The sequence below is a fragment of the Levilinea saccharolytica genome, assembly GCF_001306035.1.
Lineage (GTDB): Bacteria > Chloroflexota > Anaerolineae > Anaerolineales > Anaerolineaceae > Levilinea > Levilinea saccharolytica.
In genome coordinates this window covers 228,846-249,944 of the sequence record NZ_LGCM01000065.1, presented here as the reverse complement: position 1 = coordinate 249,944, position 21,099 = coordinate 228,846, and the positions used below count along the sequence as shown (strand labels likewise).

Sequence of the window (21,099 nt, the reverse complement as noted above, 5' to 3'; positions counted from 1 at the left end):
CCCCGGCCTCACTCCGCAGCCGCGTCCGAGCCGCCGGCCTGACACCCCCGGCGCAAAATCTCCAGGCCGTCGGCCGCCTCTGGCGCCACCATAGCCGTGATGCGCATATTGGCCCCCAGGCGCGTATTGGCCTTGGGCAGCCATTCGCGCTTGCCGTCCGAGCAGCGCACCAGAATGCAGCCCGGCGGCAGCCCCAAAAAGCGCACTTCCTTCCCCACAAAAGGCGCGCCCGCCTGGAGGATAAACTCCACCACTGCGGGTTCTTTCAGCAAATGCGCTTCGCGGCTGCGCCTCAGATCGCGTTCCAGCAGCGCCTCGTAAATGGGCAGGTCCTTCATAAACTCGGCCGCTGCGTAGGAGCAGAAACAGGCCACCAGCAGCGGCAGCATCTGATTGTAATTGCCGGTCATCTCCAGAATGAGCATAATGCCCGTCAGCGGCGCGCGCACGATGGCGGTGAAATACGCCGCCATGCCCACCACCGCAAAAACCGCCGGAAAAGGCACGGCCGCTGGATAGAACTGGTGGGCAATCTCGCCCACCGCCAGCCCCAGCAGCGCGCCCAACACCAGCATCGGCGCAAAGATTCCGCCCGGCGCGCCCGTCCCATAGCTGGCAGCGGTGAGCACAAAGCGAATCAAAAAGAACAGGGGAATGGCTCCCAAAAGCATATCCCCCCGCAGGGCGGTTTCGGCCAGAGTGTGGCCGCTGCCGATCATCACCGGCGAGAACCATCCCACCAACCCCACCAGCGCGCCCGTCAGCGCAGCCGCGGCCAGGGTGAAGCGCGCGGGGATGCGCGCGTACAAAGCCGTCACCGTCAGCAGGCTGCGGTTAAACACCACGCCCAGCAAACCCGCCGAGATTCCCAGCAAGGCGAAGATGGGCAAGGCGGGCAAAGGCGGCACAGGGTAACTGGGGACCGCGAAAATGGGGAACTGCCCCGAGCCAACCCGCGCCACAATATCCGCCAGCACAGCCGCCACGAAGGCCGCCCCAAAGACGATGGGCTGAAAATCGCGCCGCACCTCTTCCAGCACGAAGATGAGGCCCGACAGCGGCGCGTTAAAGGCCGCAGCCAACCCCGCCCCCGCGCCCGCTGAGGTCAACGTCAGGCGTTCTCGTTCCGTAACCTTCAGCAAACGCGAAACCGCGTCACCCACCGCCCCACCCATCTGCACGGTGGGGCCCTCGCGCCCCAAGGCCAGCCCGCTGCCGATGGCCACGACGCCGCCCAAGAATTTCACCGGCAAGAGCCGCTTCCAATCCAATTTTCGAAAACGGTACAGCACAGCTTCCAGATGGGGGATGCCGCTGCCGCTGGCTTCGGGGGCAAAGCGGCGCGTCACCGCCACGGAGATCAAAGCCCCCAGTGAGGCCAACAGCATCGGGAAGAGCCACCCCAGCGCGGGCAGGCTTTGTGCCCAGGTGATGAGCTGATTGCGCAGCGCATCCGCGCCGGTTAAAGCCGCGCGGAACAGCAAAGCGGTGATGCCCGCGCACAGCCCCACCAGCGCGGCGCGCGGAAAGATCCAGCGGCGCTGCTGCCGGGCGGTCAGATATTCTTGAATTTCAGAACGAGCGGGGGCATCTGCCTCTTCGCGGTCAAAAGGGGGTGAAGCGGTGGTTTCGTTTTTCATGGTCATTCAGCGAACGGGTGCACAACCTCCTGTGATGAAGGGATCCGGCTGCGGTATTTTGATTTTGAGATCCCCACCGATTATACGCTGGATCACGCGTTTGGAGAAAAATTCATACCGACAGTATAATAGGCTCTGTTGTCTTCATTCCTGCCCTACGGACACTTTTTATGACGGATTGCATGCTGCAAACGCGCGGCCTGAGCAAGCGCTACGGCGCTGTTCTGGCCGTGGACCGCCTGACCTTAGACGTCCCCCGCGGGGAAATTTTCGGCTTTCTGGGGCCTAACGGCGCCGGAAAGACCACTTCCATCCACATGATGGTCGGCCTGCTCGAACCCAGCGAGGGGGACGTGCTCATCGAGGGGCGCTCGCTGCGCACCCAGCGCGCCGAGGTGCTGCGCAGCCTGGGGGTCTGCCCCCAGGAAAATATCCTCTGGGAAAAGCTCACCTGCCTGGAACAGTTGGAATTCGTGGGCGCCAACTACGGCCTGCCCAACCAGCAGGCGCGCAAAAACGGCGCAGCCCTGCTGGGCGAGCTGGGGCTGAGCGCCAAAGCCAACGAACTGGCCGGGCGGCTATCGGGCGGCATGAAGCGCCGCCTCAACCTGGCTCTGGCCCTGGTGCACGACCCCCAGATCGTCTTTTTGGATGAACCCGAAGCCGGCCTCGACCCGCAAAGCCGGGTCTTGGTGCGCGAGGTGATCCACCGACTGGCCCAGCACAAAACGGTGGTGCTGACCACCCACAACATGGACGAAGCCGAACGCCTGGCCTCGCGCGTGGCCATTATGGATCACGGGCGGCTGCTGGTGGTGGATACCCCCGACGGTCTCAAGCGCAGCCTCGGCGCGGATGAGCTGCTGGAAATCGAGCTGGATTGGCCCGGCGGCGAGGAAGCCAGCCAACGCCTGCTGGACTGCCTGCAGGCGCGCTTCCCGGGGGCGCAGCTCGCCAACGGGCGGCTCTCCCTCCGCGGCGCGCACCTGGCCGAGCAGCTTTCGGACGTGTTGGACGGCATTCACGCGTGCGGCGGGCGCGCCGGGAACATCCACATGCGCGCGGTGACGCTGGAAGATGTCTTCCTCTCCCTCACCGGAAGGGGGCTGCGCGAATGAGACTCCTTAACGTGGTGGTCAAATGTTTTCGCGAGCAAAAGCGCGACCTGTGGGTGTTGGGGCTGTCGCTGGCCTTTGCGCCGCTGTTTGTGCTGATTTATTACCTGATGACCGGCGGAACCGGTTCCACTTCCTACAGCGTGCTGGTGATCAACCGCGACCAGCCGGTGCTGCGCACCAACGGCGTCACCCTGGCGGCCGGGGAGCAGGTGGTGGCCGACCTGCGCGCCATGACCTACAAAAGCGGCAACCCGCTGCTGCGCGTCAGCCTCACCCAGGATGAGGCCCAGGCCGAGCGTCAGGTGCGCGACCGGCAGGCCTCCGTGCTGCTCATCCTCCCGCCGGATTTCTCCGCCACCCTGGCCGCTTACCAGGAGGGCCGCACCCCCGCCCCCGCCCAGGTGACCTTGAAGGGCGACCTGACCAACCCCACCTACACCATCAGCGCCGTGATGGTGATGACGGCCGCCGACCAGTTCGCCAACACCTTCACCCAGGCCCCCCGGCCGGTGGAGCTGAACGAAGTGGCCCTGGGCGATTCCAGCTCGCGCTCCGAATTTGAAAATTACATCCCCGGCCTGCTGGTGATGGCCGTGGTGCTGATGGTCTTCCAGGCCGCCATGATGCCCGCCCGCGACATTGAAACCGGCACGCTGCGCCGTCTGCGGCTGACCTCCCTGCGCTCCGCAGAATACCTGGGGGGCACGGCCCTCTGGCTGACCCTGGTGTCCGTGCTGTCCATCCTGATCACCTTTGCCACGGCGGTGGCCCTGGGGTTCCGTTCTCAAGGCCCCCTGGCGGCCGCCATCCTGATTGACATCATCGCCGCCCTTTCGGTGATTGCCGTGGGGCTGATCGTGGCCTGCCTCTCCAAAACCGTCTCTCAGGCCTTTGTCATCGCCAATTTCCCCCTCGGCTTTCTCATGTTCCTCACCGGCGCAGCCTTCCCCCTGCCGCGCCCCACCCTGCTGACCCTCTTCGGCCACCCCATCAGCTACGCCGATTTCCTGCCCCCCACCCATGCGGTCATCGCGCTGAACAAAATCTTCACGCTGGGCGCCGGCTTTGGCGATGTGCTCTTTGAATTCAGCGCCCTGCTGCTGCTGACCCTGGTCTATTTTTTCATCGCCGTTCTGCTCTTCCGCCGTACGCAGCTCAAGCGCTGAGCGTAAAAAAAGGCGGCCAACACGCACACCGCGGGGCCGCCTTCTACCGTCACCGCGTCAGTCTATCCCTGCCGCACCGGCGACTGCCTCTGCCAGCAAGTCTTCCAGCCACACCCCCGGCTCAAACGCCTGTTCCTTCCACCCCGGGGAAAGACGGTCCAGCAGATAGGCCTGCGCCATGCCGGAATAATAAAAACGTCCATCGCCCTGGTCGTTAAACATCCTCGGCATCTGATCCAGTTCCTGCCGCCAGCGCTGCTCAAAGCCCTGGTAGCGGTTAAAATCGGGCAAATCGGCTGCGGCAGCAGAAGGCTGATATGCCGATCGGCTGCCCTGCCGCCAAATTTCCAGTTCAGCGTAGCGCGCCAGACCTTCCAACCATTCGCGCTGCTGTTCATAGATCACACAGTCCGAGTTCAGCTGGGCTGCTTTGCGCCGCTCAGCGCGCATTTGCAGGAAGCGCTCCGCCTGCCCCGCCAACGCAGCGGGATCCTCTTCGCGCAAAGTGTCCGCCAAGAATTCCAATTCTGCCTTCCAGTCCGCGGCCAACCCCTCATGCTCCCAGGGGTAGCGCTGATCCGTGCTGACGCTCCGTTGGGCAGCCGAAAATTTGGCCTCCGCCGCCAGACCCTGCCAGGCATGAAAGGCTTCGTGCGCGGCCAGAGAGATGTATTGGTCATCGCTGTTGACCATCAAACCGACAAAAAGCGAGTACGGAAAAACGGGCCGGAGGAAAGCGGGCAAATCTCCCCGCACGGTTTCGGCCAGAGAAATCTGCATCCACTCGCGGGTGTTCAGGCTGGAAACCCAATGCTCACCCACGCGCACGGTGAAATTCTCCGGCTCAACTCCGGGGGGCAGCTGCTGCACGTAAACCGCCTGCTCCGCAAAGCGCTTGCCTGCCAGGGTCTGCCAGGCCCCACCGCGCTGCGTCCCTGCGGGCACTTTCACCCAACCGGCCGGCGGCGAACCAGGGTAAGCCAGCAGAAAGGCGTAGGCCTCATTGTAAGTAATGGACGGCAGGGCTGCCGCGCCCCACCCTGGCCAAACCGCATCCCCAACCCGCTGGCGCAGGTGAAAAAATTCTGCCTGGCGTGCCAGCTCGGCCTCCTCCAGGGTGTCGGGGTGAGCAGAGGCAGTCTGCAGCCCAAGGTTAACCCCTGCCGAAAGGGCCAGCAAACCCAGGCACAATCCCATGGGGACAAAGATCAACATCTGCCAGAATCGTTTCGATTTTTTCATGGTCATCTCTGTAGGCCAATGCGTTTTTTCATGCGTTGAGCGGGAATTTCCTGTCCTTCCACTTCAGCCGTTTGTTCCAGATATTTCACAAATCCGGCGCGCTCATACACTTTGATCGCGCGCTGATTAAACTGATACACCCCCAGGCCCACATCCTCCCCCGAATAGTGATACCGCTGGCGGGCAAATTCAACCGCAAAGTCCACACAGGCGTTCACAAACGAAAGCCCCAGCCCCTGCCCGGTCAGCCCAGGCTGCAAGCCAAAGCCAACCCACAAGATACAGCCTTCCAACCGGCCCGCCCGCACATCTTCCAACGGAACCCACTCGTCGGCGGAGTCCAGAAAACCAAAGGACAGCTCCCCCACCAGCTCGCCGCCTTCGTCCAACACCGCAAACAGCGTTGTGCCCCATTCCTCTGTATCGAGGATATGATCGGCTTCATTTTCATAATCATACAGGTCATACGGCGGCGGATATTTCCAGGTCAGGATCCGTTGTGCAAAGCCGCTGGTCATGGGCACCAATTGAAAGCGCATGGTAGATACGTTCCTTTCGACTGCTGTGAGCACAAGTTCAATCGCGCAAGGGCCGGGAAGCTGCCGCATGAACACACTGCAAAAAGCGCAGCTCAAGACATCCCCTGCCGTCCCGCATACTTCCTATTTAAACCGATCTCTCCCCAACGCGCACCGGCAGTTTGGGGAGATTATTGTCTGGCCAACCGGGCAGGTTCGAGCTGGCCTCCTTTTTGCGCATTCAGCGCTGCGGTTGAACCTCAACGGCTAAAGTGGAGCCAAACGCTGCTGCATCTCCCCCACCCAATCCGCGTCCATGCGCATCAGGCGGTTCTTTTTCAGATTCTCGCGAATCACCCAGCGCACATGTTTGCCGGGCAGATCCAGCAAGCCCTCAAACGCGGCTTTGCCGTCCGCCGGGGAGGCCGCCATGACCACGCTCCACCCATATCCCAGGGCTTTGCGCAGCGCCTCGCCCGCGGGAGAGAGCTTCCCTTCAGGTGCCAAGCCCTGGGTGATCTCCGTCAGCAGGCGCAGGATCTGGCGGTTACAGGCCGGGTCGGTCAGCAGCTTTGGCTCGCACAGCCCCGCCACCACTGCACGCTGCTCATACTCGTTCCCGGCGGCCATCTCTGCCAGGCCCGCCAGGGTCTGCGCCACCCGGCCGACTGAAATTTCCTGAATCCCCATCGCCGCCGCCTCGCGGATTCTCCAACTGGCGTGAGCCGCATAGGGCCGCAAAAAGCGGATGACCCCGCGGATGTCCTCCCGGTGCAGCACCGCATAGCCCAAAACGCCGCACATGCCCACAAACTCCTCAGGTGAGTTGCTGACATCTTCGGTGATGTACGCCAGACACTGCTCCACAAGGCCCTCATCCGCACTTTTTGCAAAGGCATACAGCAGTTCCAGGTTCCCCCGCGGGCCGGGCAGGTTGGAATGGGTCAGCAGGTAGTCAATGGTATACATGGTTCACTTTCCTTATCGGCTGCTTGTCTCAGGCGTGCAGGCTGCCCCTGGCCGCAAACACCCCCGAGTCTTTGGTGATGACGATCTGGCCGCCGTGAGCCTGCATCTCGCGCGCCACGAAGGCGGCCAATGCTTCCTGCCGTTCTGCTGAAAGATCGATGCGCCCCGACAGCATATAAGCGGTCAGCAGAGCCGCGTCCGTCACCACCAGCGAATCGGGGTAGCGCTGCACAGAGGCCTGGGCAAAAAACCTGGAGAGCTGCACGCCGCTGCCGAGATGGAAAGAATCCGCGGGCATCTGGCCCCAAAACAACAGGTCTTCGTCAAAGCGGGCCGCCAGCTCTTTCAGCTCCTTCAGGTGATCCAGGCCCACCGTGGAAGCGTAGAAAACCCCGTCCGGCTTGAGCACCCGCGCAATTTCGCCCAGGGCTTTCTCGCGGTCGGGCACGTGGTAAAGCATGTGACTGGCAATCACTACATCAAAAGTGCCTTGCTGAAAGGGGATGGATTGGGCATCCAGCCCCGCAAAGCGAAATTCGGCGCGCACGGACCGCAGGTTTTCCTGCGCCTGGGTCACCATCCCGGCCGACAGATCCGAAAGCGTGATCTCAGCCCCCTGCGGCAGGCGGTCTTGATTTTCCGCCCACAGGCTCCCCGTGCCGCAGCCCAATTCCAGCAACCGGCAAGGTCGGGGAAGTTGGATCTGCTCAAACAACCAGCGGTGCCAGCCTTGCGGGTTGGTGCTGAATTCCTGGTGCAGCCGGAGGCGCACGTTTAAATTCGATGCATCCCGATACTGACGGCTGACGTAATTCGGGTCGGAAATGCCGTGAACTGTGGTCATTTTTTTCTTTCGAATCAAGCTCGGGATAATTTTAAGGCTTCTTCACGGGATAAAGGCTGGTACAGCATCGATGGGTGGCTGCATTCATACAGGGCATTGCGCAGATCTGATTGAATCAATTCGAGCCAGATATCGGAGTTCCAGGATACCGGCAGGGCTTTTTCAGCCGCCTGAATCGCGGCAGCTGCGCGCGGATCTGCATAATGCGCCGCTGCTTTGGCCGCCCGGCCGTACAGCGCCGCCTGGGTCGGGTCTGCCAGCAGGGTTAGCAGGGCTTCCAGCGCCTGCGGATCCGCGGTATCGCCCAACAACTGAACGGCGCGCGAACGACCCGTCCCCTGAGGGTCGAGCGCCATCTGAATCAAGCCCGACACGTCCCCCCTGGCGTACAGCGCATACGCCCTGCGCTGGCCCTCCTCCGCATCCCGCACCGGCTTCAGCGCCAGCAGAGCGGGGTTGGCGCGCAAGTTCAAGGCCCGCCGCATGTCCTTGACGGCCTGGCTCGCCCGGTCGGGGGCAGCGTCCACAGCCGCCTGAATGGCCGGGGTGATGCGCGGGTCATCATAACCTAACAGCGCCAGGGCCAGCCGCCCGTGATCGCTTGTCCGCGCCGGATCCGCCAGCATCCCCAGCAGCGGCTCCAGCGCGTCGGGGTGATTCATCTCTCCCAGCATTTCAATCGCCGTGCCGCGCCCGCCGTTCTTCGGATCCAGAGCTGTGCGCAGCAGCTTCTCCACATTTCCATCCTGCCCCGATTGGTACGCCTGGTTGCTCTGGCTTATGGCTTTTTTAGCGCGGGCTTTGGCCTGCTTCTGCTCCTCCTGGATACGCCGCAGATTCTCCTGCTCTTTGTCCCGCTCCTTTTGGCGTTCCCTGGCCCAATCAAAAGACTGCGCACGGGAGGGCCCCTCGCCGATCTGCCAGCCGGAGGTCAGCGACATGTGCACCTGCGGCCAGGTTTCGCGGTGCTTCAGCGTCAGGTTCTCTTTGCCGCCGTACAGCAGCCGCTCCTGCAGTGCCGCCGCCAGCGCCAGGATCACCACAGCAACCAGAAGGAACCCCGCACCCCAGCCAATCCCTTTAGACAGAGCCAATAGCACCGCACCCAGCACGGCCAATAAACCAGCCGCTCCGATTACGGTACCCAGCGCATTTTCGATCCCATGACGGCGGCGGCAGGCCGCACAGCGCGGGATGGTGAATACGCGTTTCTCATACTGCGCCGTGGAGGTTTTGTACGCCGTTTCGACCCGTTGAATTTTTTCAATCATGAACATGGGCACCTGCAAGGTGCTGTCATCCCGTGAAGCCTCACCGCAAAAATAACAGGGGACTATTTGAGCGCACATTCACCCTCCGATGCACATCCTTCCGAAACACAGCTGAAACGCAGGTGCTGGATTGTTCCTCAGCGCCAGATCTGCACCACATTGTGATCGCACCCGCAGGCCAGCCCTTTCCCGTCCGGCTGCCAGGCCGCAGAGACCACGCGGTTGGCATGTTCCAGAGACTGAATCAGCCGCCCCTGCAGCGCATCCCAGATCCTGGCGGTTTTATCGGCGCTGCCAGATACCAGCCAGGCTCCATCCGGCGACCACTTCACGGCGTTCACGCGGTCGGCGTGCCCCCTCAAGGTGCGGAGTTGTTTTCCAGCGGCGGCGTCCCAAATGGATATCGCGGCATTTTCTTTGGTAAAATCGCCCGCGGCCAAATAGCGTCCATCCGGCGACCAGTCCACGCAGATAACCTCCGCCTTATGCTTCAAAACGCGCAGCAGGGTGCCCTGCCGCACATCCCAAATGCGCACGGTGCAGTCGCTGGCGCCGGAGGCCAGATATTTCCCGTCCGGAGACCAGGCCACATGCACCCCCAACAGGTCTAACCCCGGGGTTTTGGCGGGCTCATGCGGCAGCTCGGCGAAGCGCAGTCCGCGCGCCGCCTCAAATACCCGCACGGTCATATCCCAGCCGCCCACCGCCGCCAGCTCCCCATCCGGCGACCAGGCGACCGAGGACAGCGGCACGCTGCCCACTTTCATCTGCAGGCGCTCTTTTCCCGTATCCGCGGCGATGAAGCTTAACCGCGCGTCCGTTCGCGCCACCGCCAGGCTGCGCCCATCCGGCGACCAGGCCAGAGCGTTGATGCCGGCGCTGCCCGCCTCGCGCTCTCCGAATACAGCGTCCCAAGACTGAACGCTTTCCTCCGAAACGAGCACCGGCTGCCAGTCGGCCGCATTCCAGAGGATCAGTTTATCTGCCCCGCTGGCAAAGCGCTTGCCGTCCGGCGACCAGCCCACCCCCATCACGCTCCCCGGAATATTCCCCGCATGTCCCCGCAGCAGGTGGGAGGTTCCCGCTAAAATGGGGGATGACGGCTGGCCTTCACCGCCTTTGCTTCCAAATAAACCCCGAATGAAATCCATCTTCGCCTCCAATCCTGTGGATCCGCTGTACTGTTGGCTTCCGCGGTCTGCCGCCCTATTTCACCAGACCGCCGTGATACACCAGCTCATACACCTTCTCGCCCTCGCGTAAAATCCACTCGCGCCCCGTGAAGTACGCCTCATCGCCCTCGCTGGTATCCACATAGGTCAGGCCGCCTTCCGTGTGTTCAAACCCGCCCAAAAAACGCCCCTCGGCGTACATTTTCGTCAGGCTGACCTTGATCATCTGCCCGGCCTGGGCCGAGGTGATCCGCTCCGGCCGCAGGATGCGCCCAAAGTAGTTCATGGCCCACACCACCTGACCGCGAAAATACACCGCTTCTTCGCCGATGAAGTCGCTCTCGCCCAAATAGCTGTCGTGATAGGCCCAGTCGCCCTCAAAATATTGAAGGTCGTGTGAGCCCAGGCGGTAAGACAGCAGCTTTTGCCCGCTGCCCACGTAGGTGGCCCGCTTGGCGGCCAGGATAAACGCAAGGAGTTCCGCTGGAGAATAGGAAGTCATTTTTGCACCTCTGGCTTATTATAGAAAGGTCACCGGCTGCCGGAACGCGGGTTCAACGGCGCACGGACGACTCTTTTAGTTTAGATGAATTTCTCCAAACCTGCACGATCAAAGTGCCCATACCTACCAGGGCAATCCCCAGAATCTGCCGCCCGGTCAGCGGCTCATCCAAAAACAGCCAGGCCAAAATGGCGATCTGCGGCAGCATGGTGCTGTTGAGGATGCTTGATTCCACCGCCGTCAGGGTTTGCAGGGAGGAATTCCACCAGGTGAAAGCCAGGGCCGTGTTCACCACCGCCAGCCAGCCGATGATCAGCCATTGGGTGCCGTCCAACCGCCCAAAGCCCTGGGTCAGCATGCCCGCCCCCAGCAAGAGCACCCCGCCGATGCCCATGCTGACCGCCGTCACCACCAGGGGCGCCAACCTGCCTTTGTGATTCATCTGCCGCCCCAACAGCGAGGAGGCCGCGTTGGCCGCCACCCCCACCAGCGCCGCCAGCAGGCCCAGCGTCTGCCCCGCGGGGATGTCCAGCGGGAAAAAATAGACCACCGCGCCTACCGCCGAGAGTAGAATGCCGCCCCACTGCGCCAGGGATGTCGGCTCCTGGTTGATCCAGCCGCTGGGCAGGGCCACAAAAATCGGCGAAAAGTTGAGCAGCAGCGACAGGGAGGCCGCGGGCAAAAAAGCCAGACTGACGAACTGCGCCCCTTGGGTGAGGGCGTAAAAGAGCACCCCCAGAATCGCCAGCTGCCCCCACTCCGCCCGTGAAAGGCGCCGCAGGGTCTGGCGGTGGGCAGGGTTCAGCAGGACAAAGGGCAGCAGGCACACAAAGGCCAAAAAATAACGCAGCCCGGCAAAGGTGAGCGCCGGAAGGCTGGCCTTCAGCCCCATTTTGATCAGCACCCAGGAGGTGGACCACAGAAAAGTGACCAGCAGCGCCAGCAGCGCGGCTTGCAAATGTTTGCGAGCGTTCATAGGTTTGGAGCCTCGATGGTTAAATCCACGCAGAGGGCCGCAGCGGCCCGTCACCCACGGGCGGATCCTGGGCCTTGGCGCTGCATCAGGTCGCGCAGGATGGGCCGCACCGGTGGGCTGATCTCGGCGGGCAGGTTGGACAGGTCAAAGAATTGGTATTCGCTGTGTTCCTCAGGGTTCAGCCGGATGTCGGCCGTCACCCCGCGGGCGATGTACACCGCGGTCACATTATAGACCTCGGCGCCGTTGGGGTACTGGTAATACAGCTCCGGCCCCGAATACACGCCAAACAATGCCGCCTGCGGCACCCACACGCCAATTTCCTCCTGGGTCTCCCGCCGCGCGGTGTCTTCCAGGCTTTCCCCCAGTTCCATCGCCCCGCCGGGGATCCCCCAGCGCTGGTTGTCGGTGCGCCGCATCATCAGCAGCTGCCCTTCTGGATTCAATACCAGCAAGGCGGCGCCCGCCATGATCAGGGGGCGGTTGCCCACCACCTGGCGCAGTTCACGAATGTAGTCCATTGAGAGGTTCCTTTGGTTCGGTTCCCCGCGTGCGGATATCGTAGCGCAGTTCCACCATGCCGCCGCCGTACTGCTGCACCGTGCGCAATTGCAGGGTTGGGCCGGGCACAAAGCGCGGGAAAAAGGGTTTGCCGCTGCCCAGGGTGGCCGAGCCAATCTGGACGATGATCTCATCTAGCAGACCCGCGTCAAAAAACTGCCCGGCCAGGTCGCCGCCGCCCACAATCCAGATGTTTTTCTCCCCCGCCGCCGCGCGCATCTCGGCGTGAACCGGGCGCACGTCGCCCTGCACAAAGCGGATGGGCGCATTGGCCGGGGCGGGGAAAGTTCGCCGGGTGAACACCCAGGCCGGCTGGGTGTACATCCAGGCGGTTTCCTCCGGCGTGCCCAGTTTGAGGGCGTGGTGCAGCAGCCATGCGTAAGTGGATGCACCCATCGCCAGCGCGCCCACCTCGGCGATGAAATCCGGGTAGCTGGTGGCCTCCGGGTCTGCCAGGGGGAACAGCCACTCCAGGGAGTGATCTTCTGTGGCGATAAAACCGTCCAGGCTGGAAGCGGTGTAATACTGTGTTTTCATCGGGTGTCCCTTTCGAATCATCCGTCCGCACAGTTCAAATGCCTGGCAAACCTCCGGGCTGCGGTAATTATAATCCTCGGTTTTCCACGCCCCTGAACCAATGCAAAAAGGGTGCAAATCTGCATTTCAACTGCATATTTGTACAAAAACGAGAGCGCAGATGCGCGTGAAACTTCAATCCTTCGCCCAGAAGCGCGCCAGGTGCTCTTGAATCTCCTGGGTGTCCCGGACGATATGAAAATCGCGCCAGTGCGCGGGGAAGAGCTGGCGGTAACGGGCGTGGGTGAAGCGTTCATCAATCAGCACCATCACCCCCCGGTCGGTCTCCGTGCGGATCACCCGGCCGGTGGCCTGCAGCACGCGGTTAAAGCCCGGGTACTGGTAAGCGTAAGCAAAACCGCTGCCGTGCTGACGGTCAAAATAGGCTTTGATCAGGTCATTTTCCAAACACACCTGCGGCACCCCCACGCCCACCACCACCGCGCCGATCAGCCGGTCGCCCACCAGATCAATGCCCTCTCCAAAGACGCCCCCCATCACTGCCAGGCCGATGACGGTCTCGGTATTGCTAGCCGAAAAGCGTTCCAGGAACGATTCGCGCGCAGCTTCGCTCATGCCGCGGTCTTGAACCAGCAGCTGACCTTCGGGCAGCCGTTCTTTGAGCTGTTCATGCACCGCCGTCAGGTAAGCGTAGGAGGGGAAGAACACCAGATAGTTACCCACCTGCGCGCGGCACACGGCCTCAACGGCATCCGCCACCGCGGCATAAGAATCAGCCCGCTGGGCGTATTTGGTGGAAATGCCGCTGTGGATCAGCAGGCTGACGTTCTCGGTGGGGAAGGGCGAAGGGAAAGTCCGCCGGGGGTGGTCTTCATCGCCGGTGAGCAGTTGGGTGAAGTATTTCATCGGCAGCAGCGTGGCCGAGAAAAAGACCGTCGCCCGGCTGCGCTGCAGCGGGGCGGCCAGCATGGGGGCCGGGTCCAGGCAAAACAATTTGGCCTTGAGGCCGCTTTGGCCCTGACGTTCCGCATACGACACATAGAAGGTGTCAAAATATTCCGCCGTGCGCAGGAAATTGCTGCACAAGAAGTAGAAATCCAATAACGCCTGCCGGAACGGCGCGGCCTGGTTCATCACCAGCCAGTCTTCGGCCTGCTGATGGAAGGCCCGCACCGCCTTCAGCAGCGGCTCCGGCAGCTCATCCGCGGTCAGAGCCGGCTGACCGGCTGCCTGACAGGCTTTGCGCATGTCCAGCAAGGCGGTGTTGACCGCGCCCAGTTTTTTGGCCAGCCCGGGCAGCTGCGCTTTCAGGGCGCGCTGAAGCTCCAGCACGGTGTGTTTATCCAACTCCGCCGAATACATGGCCCGCGCCCGGTCGGGCAGGTTGTGGGCCTCATCCACCAGAAAGATATAGGGTTCGGTGACGATGTCAAAAAAGCGGTGCAAATACACCCGCGGATCAAAGGCGTAGTTGTAATCGCAGAGGATGCAGTCCATCCACAGCGCCAGATCCAGCGAGAACTCAAACGGGCACAGCTCGTGCCGCCGGGCGATGTCTTCGATCACCGGGCGGGTGAAGGCCGAAACCCCGTCCATCTCCGCCAGCGCATTTTTGACCTTGCCGAAGTAATCGCGGGCAAAAACGCACACCTCCGGGTCGCACACGGCTGGCGGGCAAAAGCAGATCTTTTCCTTGGCCGTCAGGGTCACGCTGCGCATCTCCAGCCCAGCGCGGCGCAGATCGTCCAGCGCCTTTTCGGCCGCCAGCCGCCCGGAGGTCTTGGCCGTCAGGTAAAAGATTTTGTCCGCCAGCCCCTGCCCCAGGGCCTTCACCGCCGGGAAGAGAGCCGCGATGGTCTTGCCCACGCCGGTGGGCGCCTGCACATACACCCGCCCCCCATCGCGCACGGCCTTATACACCGCCACAGCCATCTCGCGCTGCCCTGGGCGGTAGGCGCTGTAGGGAAAATCGAGGGTCTGGATGGAGCGATCGCGCCGCAGCTGCCAGGCGGCCGTTTTGCGGAACCAGTCCAGGTACGGGAGGATCAGGCTTTGGAAAAACGTCTCCAATTCCTCCCGCGAAAAACGCCGTTCGAAGCTCTTTTCTTTGCGGCTGTCCAGGTGGTAATAAGTCAGGTGGATGCACACCTCACCGAGCTGGTGCTGGCGGGCATACATAAACGCGTAGCACTGCGCCTGGGCCCAATGCAGCGGGTTGTGATCTTCATGAATCAGTTCCAGGCTGAGCGTGGTGGTTTTGATCTCTTCCAGAATCACCGGCTGGCGGTCAGCGTACACCCCGTCCATGCGGCCGCGCACTTCCAAGGGCGGGTCTGCCTCTTCCACCCGGTAGGCGACCTCCACTTCGGATTGGTAGCCTTCGGGGCGGGAGCGCTGCACGCGCCGGTGGCCCAGGGTGCCCTGCTGGGCGCGGTCGCGCTTTTGAAACCCGCCCGCGGTCAAATCCCCCGCTTGCAGCACAAATTCCACCAGGCTGCGCACGGAGAGAATATAAACTGGGCGTTCTGGGCTGGGGGCTGGGTTGGGTTCCATATTCGCCAGAGATTCTAGCATGGGTTGGCAGAATCCAGCAGAATTGCCCCGGCCAACCCAGCCCTACCGTTTCTGCCGCAGTTCCGTATCTAACGCCAACAGCAGCTGATCCAGGCGGGTCTTGCCCTGGGGCTGGGGGGGCATCTTCTGCAGCAGTTCGCGAACCGCCCGCGGCGCCTGCTCCGCAGCCCAGCGGATGAGCTCATCCCCGCGCTGAGGGTCAGCAGGGTGAGTCTCCACAGCCAGCGCGGCGTGCGCCGCCGGGCCGAGGATGTGCCGAGCCTGGCGCACGTCCGCAAACGGGTGAGTATAGGCGCTGGCCGCTGCCAAACTGGCCGCCTGTGCCGCGGCCGCGGCGGCGGGGTGCGGGCTTTCCAGCGCCGCGCGGTAGGCGTCCAGGGCCAGCACGCGCAGTTTGGCAATTCGTTTGCCGCCGCCCGCAAACCAACGGATGCCCTCCAGCGCTTCCCGCGGGCGGGCATCCCCAGGGACTGCCGCTTCGTAAATGGGCAAAGCCCGCTCGGCGCAGTCCGCCGCCCATCCCCCCAGCAGGCGCAGGGTTTCGATGGACAGGTCAAAATATTCTTTGGGCGGCTTCATCTCATCGGCTCACACAACTTCAGGATGGCCTGCTTCATGGCCGGGTCGACCTCGAAATACTCATCCAAATAGGCCAGCACCGCCAGCGCAGATTCCCGGTTGCGCGCGTAGCCCTGCACAAAGGCGGGCAGCCGCCCGGCCAGGGCCGGGACGCGCTGCTCAAAACGCCGTTCGCGGTTAAACACATCCGCGGCTCCGGCGGCGGCCTGGCTTCTTTCCGCCAGTTCCAGGATGCGGTCCACGGCGTACACCTGAATGAAGCGCATGGCGGAGAGCTTTTCCCCGCGCAGATCGCGCAGCAGGCCCACATACACATTCGTAAGCGCCTCGCCGATCAGCCACGCCGCGGCCGGCGGCGGCCCGGGCAGGTGGGCGCGCTGGGGAACGGCGATCTGCTCCGAGACCCCCGCGGCCTTCCACACCACCCGGCCAGGGGCAAAGACCGCCTGCTGGAGTTCACTTTCTTCAAACACGGCAAATTCACAGAACACGCCGTCTGTGTATAGAAATTTGCAGCCGTCGGGCGTGTTGGCAAAGGAAAACGCCGCGGGCGCAAGCTGAGTCAGCCAGCTCAAATCCTCCAGATACTGCGCCTTATACCCCGCCTGAACGATCACAAAAAAATCCAGGTCAGAGAACGCATCCAGCCGCTCCCGCTCCAACCCCACCGAGCCTAAGCCGATCAGGGCCAATGCGCCCGGCCTTTTGGAGAGTTCCTGGCCGATCTCATCCAATCGCTTAAGCAGTTTTTCGGGTGTGTTCATGCGGATCGTTCCACTCCTTACGCCCAGGGTCAAGATTACTCCGTCACCGTCAGCGGCAGGGGATCGTTGCCCGGCCAATGCAGGGTGTAAGTTTGGTTCACCGGCACGGTGAAGCCGATGACAAAATCCTCCTCCACCCAGCCCCCCATGTGGGAATAAAAGGTCTGCGACCCGTCATCCCCCTGGATATAGATCGCTTCGGAAGCCTCCACCATCATGGTCTGAAAGGCTTCCAGCGAAAATTCACCTGGAATCAGTTTTTGCAGATCGGGCCGCACCAGGCCGATGAGGAGAAATTTCTGCCCATCGGGGGCCTGGCTGTCGTGAACTTCGTCCGCCAGGCGAGCCGAAACAATTCGGAAATCTCCCAGCGTGGTTTTCAGGATGGGTTCCGCCGGTGCAGCCGTGGGCGCCGCCGCAGGTGAGGGGCTGCACGAGGATAAAAACAGCACAGCCAAAACAGCCACCAACCCCCCGATGATCTTCAAGTTGAGCTTCATGGATGTCTGCATCCTTTCGATAGGGTTTGTGTAAGCACGGCGGGCGCCCAGAATTTTCCCTGGGCAGCCCGTATGCCGCCTTCGGCAATGATACCCCATTTTCGGCTCCGCACAGCCCGCCGGCTGCCCGGCGGCTATTCATCCGCCAGGGTGTTCTTGCCCACCAGCACGTCTTGCCGCAGAATCTGCCGCATTTTCTGCGGCTCTTCGAACATGGGGCTGTGGGCCGATTCCGCGAAGGTGTAAAAACCTTTCAGCGGCGCATCCAGGGTCTCTGCATAGGCTTTCGCCAACGGGTAGGCGCAGGTGTAGTCATACAGCCCGTGGAAGAAATAGGCCGGAAGCTCCAGCCGCGGCACTTTCTGGCTCATGTCCACGCTCAGCATGGTGTTCCATAGGCCGAACTCGGGCGAGCGGGAATACACCTTGCCCCGCCACAGCTTGACCTTCTCCGCCAGCGTGTATTCGCGGAACTGCCAGGAGGGCAGGAAGATGCCGGTGATCACCGAATTCATGTCGCGGGTGGTGCCGATGCCGATGCCGTGCATATAAGCGTCGCGCAGAGCTTCGTATTCCGCGGGCAGCGGGGCCGTCTGGCTGGGCGGGACGGCTTCCAGCTTGCGCAGCATGCGCGTATCCCCGCGCGCGCGGTACTGCTCCAGGGCGTAGGCATAGGCCAACTGTTCCGATTCAATTTGATGGGCCATCTGCCCCACGCCGATGTAAGCATGGTACAGCTCCGGGCTTTGCGCCGCCGCCTGAATGCCGATGTAGCTGCCCCAGGAATGGCCCATCAGGTAAATTTTCGGCTGGCCGAAGCGTTCGATCAGGTAACGGGAAACGGCCAGGGTGTCGGCCACAAACTGCTCGGCGGTCATCGTCTCGGCGGGCAGGTCCGCGCGGTACGAAAGGCCCGCGCCGCGCTGCTCCCACCATACCACGGTGAAGTCCTCCTCCAGCCCCGTGGGGTAGCGCTGCGTCAGCCAGTATTCCGGCATGCCTGGCCCGCCGTGCACGAAAAGCAGCACCGGGTTGCGCACATCCCTGCTTTTAATGAACATGCCCTGCGCCGTGCCGTTGATTTCGACGAAGATTTTTTCGGACAGGCTGCCCGCCAGCGGCTCTCCGTTTTCACCGCGCAAAGGCTGCGGCTGGCCGGGGCTCCAGGCCAGAAGGAGAGCGATAAAAACCAGACCCACCACCACACCGGAACCCAGTACGATCCACATCATCTTTTTGATCTTTCGTGATTTCATGAAAATGTTCTTTATTCTAAACGATCGCATAGTTTGACCCGCCTTCGCCGTCAGCGCGCAGTGCGTTGGCAGCGCTGAATCAGGCGGTTGAGAAAGGGCGTGAAATGACCTGCATAGCGGGATTGCAGCTCAGGCCGCTGCCAATCCTGGCTGGTGACCCGTCCGCGGCAGAGGGGAGAGCCGCACCGGCACGGATCCAGGCTCCAATCCTGCTCGAACAGCCACAGAGCGTAATCCGCGGTGATCTCCTCCCCCGCGGCAATCGGCCGCCGGGCGGCCAGGGTGACGGCGTCCAGCATCCAGGCGTTCGGGTCGCAGGAATGGTTCAGAAAGTACTCGTCCGCCAGCGCGGCGTCCGCCGGGTCGGCCAGATACAGATCGCGCTCCAGCACGGCGATGCTCTCCGGGTTGGCTTTCCCGGCCCGCAGGTCGGCCTGGGTATACACCACCCCGCCCCAGCGCAGCAAGGCCTCGCCCGCCGGGATGGGCGCGCAGGCAAACAGCCCCCGCCCGCCGAGCGGCGAGGGTTGAGCCTTCAAGCGTGGATCCACCCACGGGGTCAGGACGTCACCTGGCTGCATTTGCGTTGATCTCCTCTGTGTATCCAGATTCTATCAGTTTCTGCGCAGCAGACGAGGCCAATCGGCCTTCCACAGCAGGGCCGCGCCGAAGAGCAGCGTGGCCGCCATCTCCCAAAGGCTCACCAGGGGGCCAAAGCCAATGCCGCGGTCGAGGGCGTCGCGGACTTCATCATAGGCCGAGTGATACACACTGGCCACCGCCAGACTGCCGGAAGCCGCCCACACGTAGGCAAACAGCACCGCGTTCATCATGGCCGGCAGCAGGCTGACCAGCAGAGTCACCGCCACCGACAGCCAGGGGCTGCCCTGCAGCCAGGGGCTGCCCTGCCCGCCCTGCGCCTGCCAGCCGATCTTCACCAGGGCGGGGATGTGCCAGGCCCACCAGATGAAGGCGTGAATCAGCAGGGCCTTGCGCGGGCTGTGGCGCTGCGCCAGGCGCGGCAGCAGGTAAGCCCGCCAGCCGAACTCCTCGCCAAAGCCGGGGATCAGGGTGAGCACGAAACTGGTGAGAAAACTGCCCAAAAGCGCCCCCACCGAAAAGGTTTCCGGCAGGCTGTGCAGGCCCAGCAGGTTTTCAATCAGCACCGGCGTGCCAAAAATGAACAGCGCCAGAGCGAAGACCGCCAGGTAATGGCGCGGTTTTCCCCAGCGCCAGCCCATGTTCTGGAACCCGTCGCGGAAAACCCAGCGCCCGGCGATGAAGGTGCCCACGGTCACCATCACCATCGAAAGCGAACTGAGCAGGTAGCCGCGGATGGGGTCGTTGCCCCACAGGGCATAGGCAATCTGCGGCGGCCAGGAGAGGGCAAACACAATCCACAGGTAGGTGCGCAGAGAAAAGGGGCGCTGGACGCGGGCGAAAGCGTCCGCAGGGGTCGGTTGAGGGAGGATCATCGTTTTTTCCTTTCAGATTTCTCGGTTTTATGATGATCACAGTGTAAACGCCGGCCGCGTGTTTGTCCCCTATCCACAGATAGGTTGGGCGGGTAGGTTCAATCAAAAAAGCCGCTGGCGCGGCTTTTCTTGAGTCAAAATCACCGTCAGCGCAGGCTGCGCCTAAGACTGATGCTTCCACTTGCACGGGTACGACTCGGCGATGCGCTCGAACCCCAGCTTTTCCAAAATGGGGCGGCTCATGGGCATGGCATCCACGGTGAGATAGCGCACCTGGCGTGCGATGGCTTCCTGGGCGCGCGCGGCCAGCAGCGCCGTGAACAGGCCGCGCTGGCGGAATTGCGGCAGGGTGGACCCGCCCCACAGGCTGGCAAAGGCGTTGCCCGGCGGAAAATCCACCCAGGCCGCGCTGGCGGGCTGCCCGTCCACATACGCCGCATACACGCTCATGCGCGCGGGGTCGTCGCGCAGCACGCTGCCCAACACCTCGAACACCCAGGAGCCGTCCTCGCCCCACACCCCCTCCTGAACGGCCTGCACATCCGCCAGCTGCCGCGGGTCGCTGATGCGGCGCACATCACAGCGCACGGGTTGGCGCAGCACCTCCGGCGCGGCGTTCAGGTCTAACCCCAAAATCACCTCCAGCTCTTCGCTGACGAAGCCCTGACCTTCCAGCCGCGTTTTCAAATCCGCCGGCCGGTCGTAATCGTACACCTTCCATTCAAAATCCTGCCCCAGCCGCTGGAAATACGCCACCTGCTCGCGGATGGCCGCATCGGCGCTGGTTTCGTCCAGCCAGCTGTAGGCGATCATGCCCTCGCCGCCGGACGAAAGATCCGCATGCCGCACCACCTGGGGCGTGACCTCACGGCGCATATTGGGAAACTGAATATGGATGCGGTGATCGGGGTCGTACAGGGCCTGCCATTGGGCCGGGTTCATGGGCTTACCTCGCGGGGGTCGGCTGGGACACTTCGCCTTGATTTTACCGCTTCCAGTTCAGCAGCACCAGCCCGGCCAGGCAGACAAAAATGCCCAGCACATTGACCCACGAGAGCCTGTCCTTAAAGATCAGCACCGCCGCGGGGAGCAGCAGAAGCGCGGCGGCCGCATTCACCAGCACGGCGGCGATGCCCAGATTCCAGCCGGAGCGGTACACCAGCAGAAAGCCAAATTCAATGCCGACAATTGCCACCGCCAGGCCCACGCTGGCCCAGTTGAGCTGTTTCAGCTCGGCGGCCAGCCCGTGCTTCACCGGGAAGAACACAAAGGTGAGCAGGGTGAAGCCGAAAGCCAGGGCGTAGGTCACCAGCAGCGAGACGGTGAAGTTGACATTGGCGGGCGTGATTTTGGCGGTGAAATGGTACAGCGCGCTAGCGCCGATCGCCAGGGCGATGGAGAAGTAGAAGAGGGGCATGGGGGTTCTCATGGGTTG

The 21,099-nt window shown here is 62.6% G+C and carries 23 protein-coding genes; 3 read left to right on the top strand and 20 right to left on the bottom strand.

Features of this window, described 5'->3' with window-relative positions; translation table 11 throughout:
* Positions 1-8 precede the first annotated feature (8 nt).
* Positions 9-1,640, bottom strand: coding sequence for a H(+)/Cl(-) exchange transporter ClcA (gene clcA / locus ADN01_RS18375; RefSeq protein ID WP_082142632.1), 1,632 nt, complete (start codon positions 1,638-1,640; stop codon positions 9-11).
* Positions 1,641-1,822: 182 nt separating this feature from the next.
* On the opposite strand from clcA, the gene ADN01_RS18370 reads away from it, so the two are divergent.
* Positions 1,823-2,758: an ABC transporter ATP-binding protein gene (locus ADN01_RS18370; RefSeq protein WP_201778705.1), complete on the top strand. Its 936-nt coding sequence runs from the start codon at positions 1,823-1,825 to the stop codon at positions 2,756-2,758.
* The gene (locus ADN01_RS18365; RefSeq protein ID WP_082142625.1) at positions 2,755-3,924 is read left to right on the top strand and encodes an ABC transporter permease; all 1,170 of its coding nucleotides are present in this window, start codon (positions 2,755-2,757) and stop codon (positions 3,922-3,924) included. The genes ADN01_RS18370 and ADN01_RS18365 overlap by 4 nt, the downstream gene beginning before the upstream one ends.
* 57 nt (positions 3,925-3,981) lie before the next feature.
* Here the strand turns inward: ADN01_RS18365 and ADN01_RS18360 are convergent, their stop codons facing one another.
* Both ADN01_RS18360 and ADN01_RS18355 read right to left on the bottom strand, forming a co-directional pair.
* Positions 3,982-5,166: a hypothetical protein gene (locus ADN01_RS18360; RefSeq protein WP_147238976.1), complete on the bottom strand. Its 1,185-nt coding sequence runs from the start codon at positions 5,164-5,166 to the stop codon at positions 3,982-3,984.
* A 2-nt stretch (positions 5,167-5,168) separates the two neighbouring features.
* Positions 5,169-5,705, bottom strand: coding sequence for a GNAT family N-acetyltransferase (locus ADN01_RS18355; protein WP_062417178.1), 537 nt, complete (start codon positions 5,703-5,705; stop codon positions 5,169-5,171).
* Positions 5,706-5,772: 67 nt separating this feature from the next.
* Here ADN01_RS18355 and ADN01_RS19775 point away from each other — a divergent pair, with 67 nt between their 5' ends.
* On the top strand, positions 5,773-5,955 hold the full coding sequence (locus ADN01_RS19775) for a hypothetical protein (protein ID WP_160318467.1): 183 nt from the start codon (positions 5,773-5,775) through the stop codon (positions 5,953-5,955).
* On the opposite strand, the gene ADN01_RS18350 is transcribed toward ADN01_RS19775, so the two are convergent.
* From ADN01_RS18350 to ADN01_RS18270, 17 genes are all read right to left on the bottom strand, one after another.
* Positions 5,952-6,653 carry a hypothetical protein gene (locus ADN01_RS18350; protein WP_075071339.1) on the bottom strand — a complete coding sequence of 234 codons (702 nt, stop codon included), beginning with the start codon at positions 6,651-6,653 and terminating at the stop codon, positions 5,952-5,954. The genes ADN01_RS19775 and ADN01_RS18350 overlap by 4 nt on opposite strands.
* Before the next feature lie 28 nt (positions 6,654-6,681).
* Entirely contained in the window at positions 6,682-7,497 is an 816-nt protein-coding gene (locus ADN01_RS18345) for a class I SAM-dependent methyltransferase (RefSeq protein WP_062417177.1), read from the bottom strand.
* Positions 7,498-7,511: 14 nt separating this feature from the next.
* A complete protein-coding gene (locus ADN01_RS18340) occupies positions 7,512-8,846 on the bottom strand; it encodes a HEAT repeat domain-containing protein (RefSeq protein ID WP_062417176.1) in 1,335 nt (444 codons plus the stop codon).
* 59 nt (positions 8,847-8,905) lie between these two features.
* The gene (locus tag ADN01_RS18335) at positions 8,906-9,919 is read right to left on the bottom strand and encodes a WD40 repeat domain-containing protein (protein ID WP_062417175.1); all 1,014 of its coding nucleotides are present in this window, start codon (positions 9,917-9,919) and stop codon (positions 8,906-8,908) included.
* Positions 9,920-9,974: 55 nt separating this feature from the next.
* On the bottom strand, positions 9,975-10,442 hold the full coding sequence (locus ADN01_RS18330; RefSeq protein WP_062417174.1) for a DUF5680 domain-containing protein: 468 nt from the start codon (positions 10,440-10,442) through the stop codon (positions 9,975-9,977).
* 52 nt (positions 10,443-10,494) lie between these two features.
* Complete coding sequence (locus ADN01_RS18325) at positions 10,495-11,418, bottom strand: DMT family transporter (RefSeq protein WP_062417173.1); 924 nt, start codon at positions 11,416-11,418, stop codon at positions 10,495-10,497.
* A gap of 50 nt (positions 11,419-11,468) precedes the next feature.
* Positions 11,469-11,939 carry an NUDIX hydrolase gene (locus ADN01_RS18320; protein ID WP_062417172.1) on the bottom strand — a complete coding sequence of 157 codons (471 nt, stop codon included), beginning with the start codon at positions 11,937-11,939 and terminating at the stop codon, positions 11,469-11,471.
* Positions 11,923-12,516, bottom strand: a complete 594-nt coding sequence (locus ADN01_RS18315) for a dihydrofolate reductase family protein (protein WP_062417171.1) — start codon at positions 12,514-12,516, stop codon at positions 11,923-11,925. The genes ADN01_RS18320 and ADN01_RS18315 overlap by 17 nt, the downstream gene beginning before the upstream one ends.
* Positions 12,517-12,690: 174 nt before the next feature.
* Complete coding sequence (locus ADN01_RS18310) at positions 12,691-15,069, bottom strand: ATP-dependent DNA helicase (RefSeq protein ID WP_075071357.1); 2,379 nt, start codon at positions 15,067-15,069, stop codon at positions 12,691-12,693.
* Positions 15,070-15,132: 63 nt separating this feature from the next.
* A complete protein-coding gene (locus ADN01_RS18305; RefSeq protein WP_062417169.1) occupies positions 15,133-15,669 on the bottom strand; it encodes a putative immunity protein in 537 nt (178 codons plus the stop codon).
* A complete protein-coding gene (locus tag ADN01_RS18300) occupies positions 15,666-16,433 on the bottom strand; it encodes a hypothetical protein (RefSeq protein ID WP_062417168.1) in 768 nt (255 codons plus the stop codon). The genes ADN01_RS18305 and ADN01_RS18300 overlap by 4 nt, the downstream gene beginning before the upstream one ends.
* Before the next feature lie 35 nt (positions 16,434-16,468).
* Complete coding sequence (locus ADN01_RS18295) at positions 16,469-16,933, bottom strand: hypothetical protein (protein ID WP_062417167.1); 465 nt, start codon at positions 16,931-16,933, stop codon at positions 16,469-16,471.
* Between the two features lie 134 nt (positions 16,934-17,067).
* Positions 17,068-18,189, bottom strand: a complete 1,122-nt coding sequence (locus tag ADN01_RS18290) for an alpha/beta fold hydrolase (protein ID WP_062417166.1) — start codon at positions 18,187-18,189, stop codon at positions 17,068-17,070.
* 50 nt (positions 18,190-18,239) lie between these two features.
* The gene (locus ADN01_RS18285; protein WP_062417165.1) at positions 18,240-18,770 is read right to left on the bottom strand and encodes an SET domain-containing protein; all 531 of its coding nucleotides are present in this window, start codon (positions 18,768-18,770) and stop codon (positions 18,240-18,242) included.
* Between the two features lie 33 nt (positions 18,771-18,803).
* The gene (locus ADN01_RS18280; RefSeq protein ID WP_062417164.1) at positions 18,804-19,664 is read right to left on the bottom strand and encodes a CPBP family intramembrane glutamic endopeptidase; all 861 of its coding nucleotides are present in this window, start codon (positions 19,662-19,664) and stop codon (positions 18,804-18,806) included.
* 162 nt (positions 19,665-19,826) lie between these two features.
* Complete coding sequence (locus ADN01_RS18275) at positions 19,827-20,606, bottom strand: GNAT family N-acetyltransferase (protein ID WP_062417163.1); 780 nt, start codon at positions 20,604-20,606, stop codon at positions 19,827-19,829.
* A 43-nt stretch (positions 20,607-20,649) separates the two neighbouring features.
* The gene (locus ADN01_RS18270) at positions 20,650-21,081 is read right to left on the bottom strand and encodes a hypothetical protein (RefSeq protein WP_062417162.1); all 432 of its coding nucleotides are present in this window, start codon (positions 21,079-21,081) and stop codon (positions 20,650-20,652) included.
* Positions 21,082-21,099 lie beyond the last annotated feature (18 nt).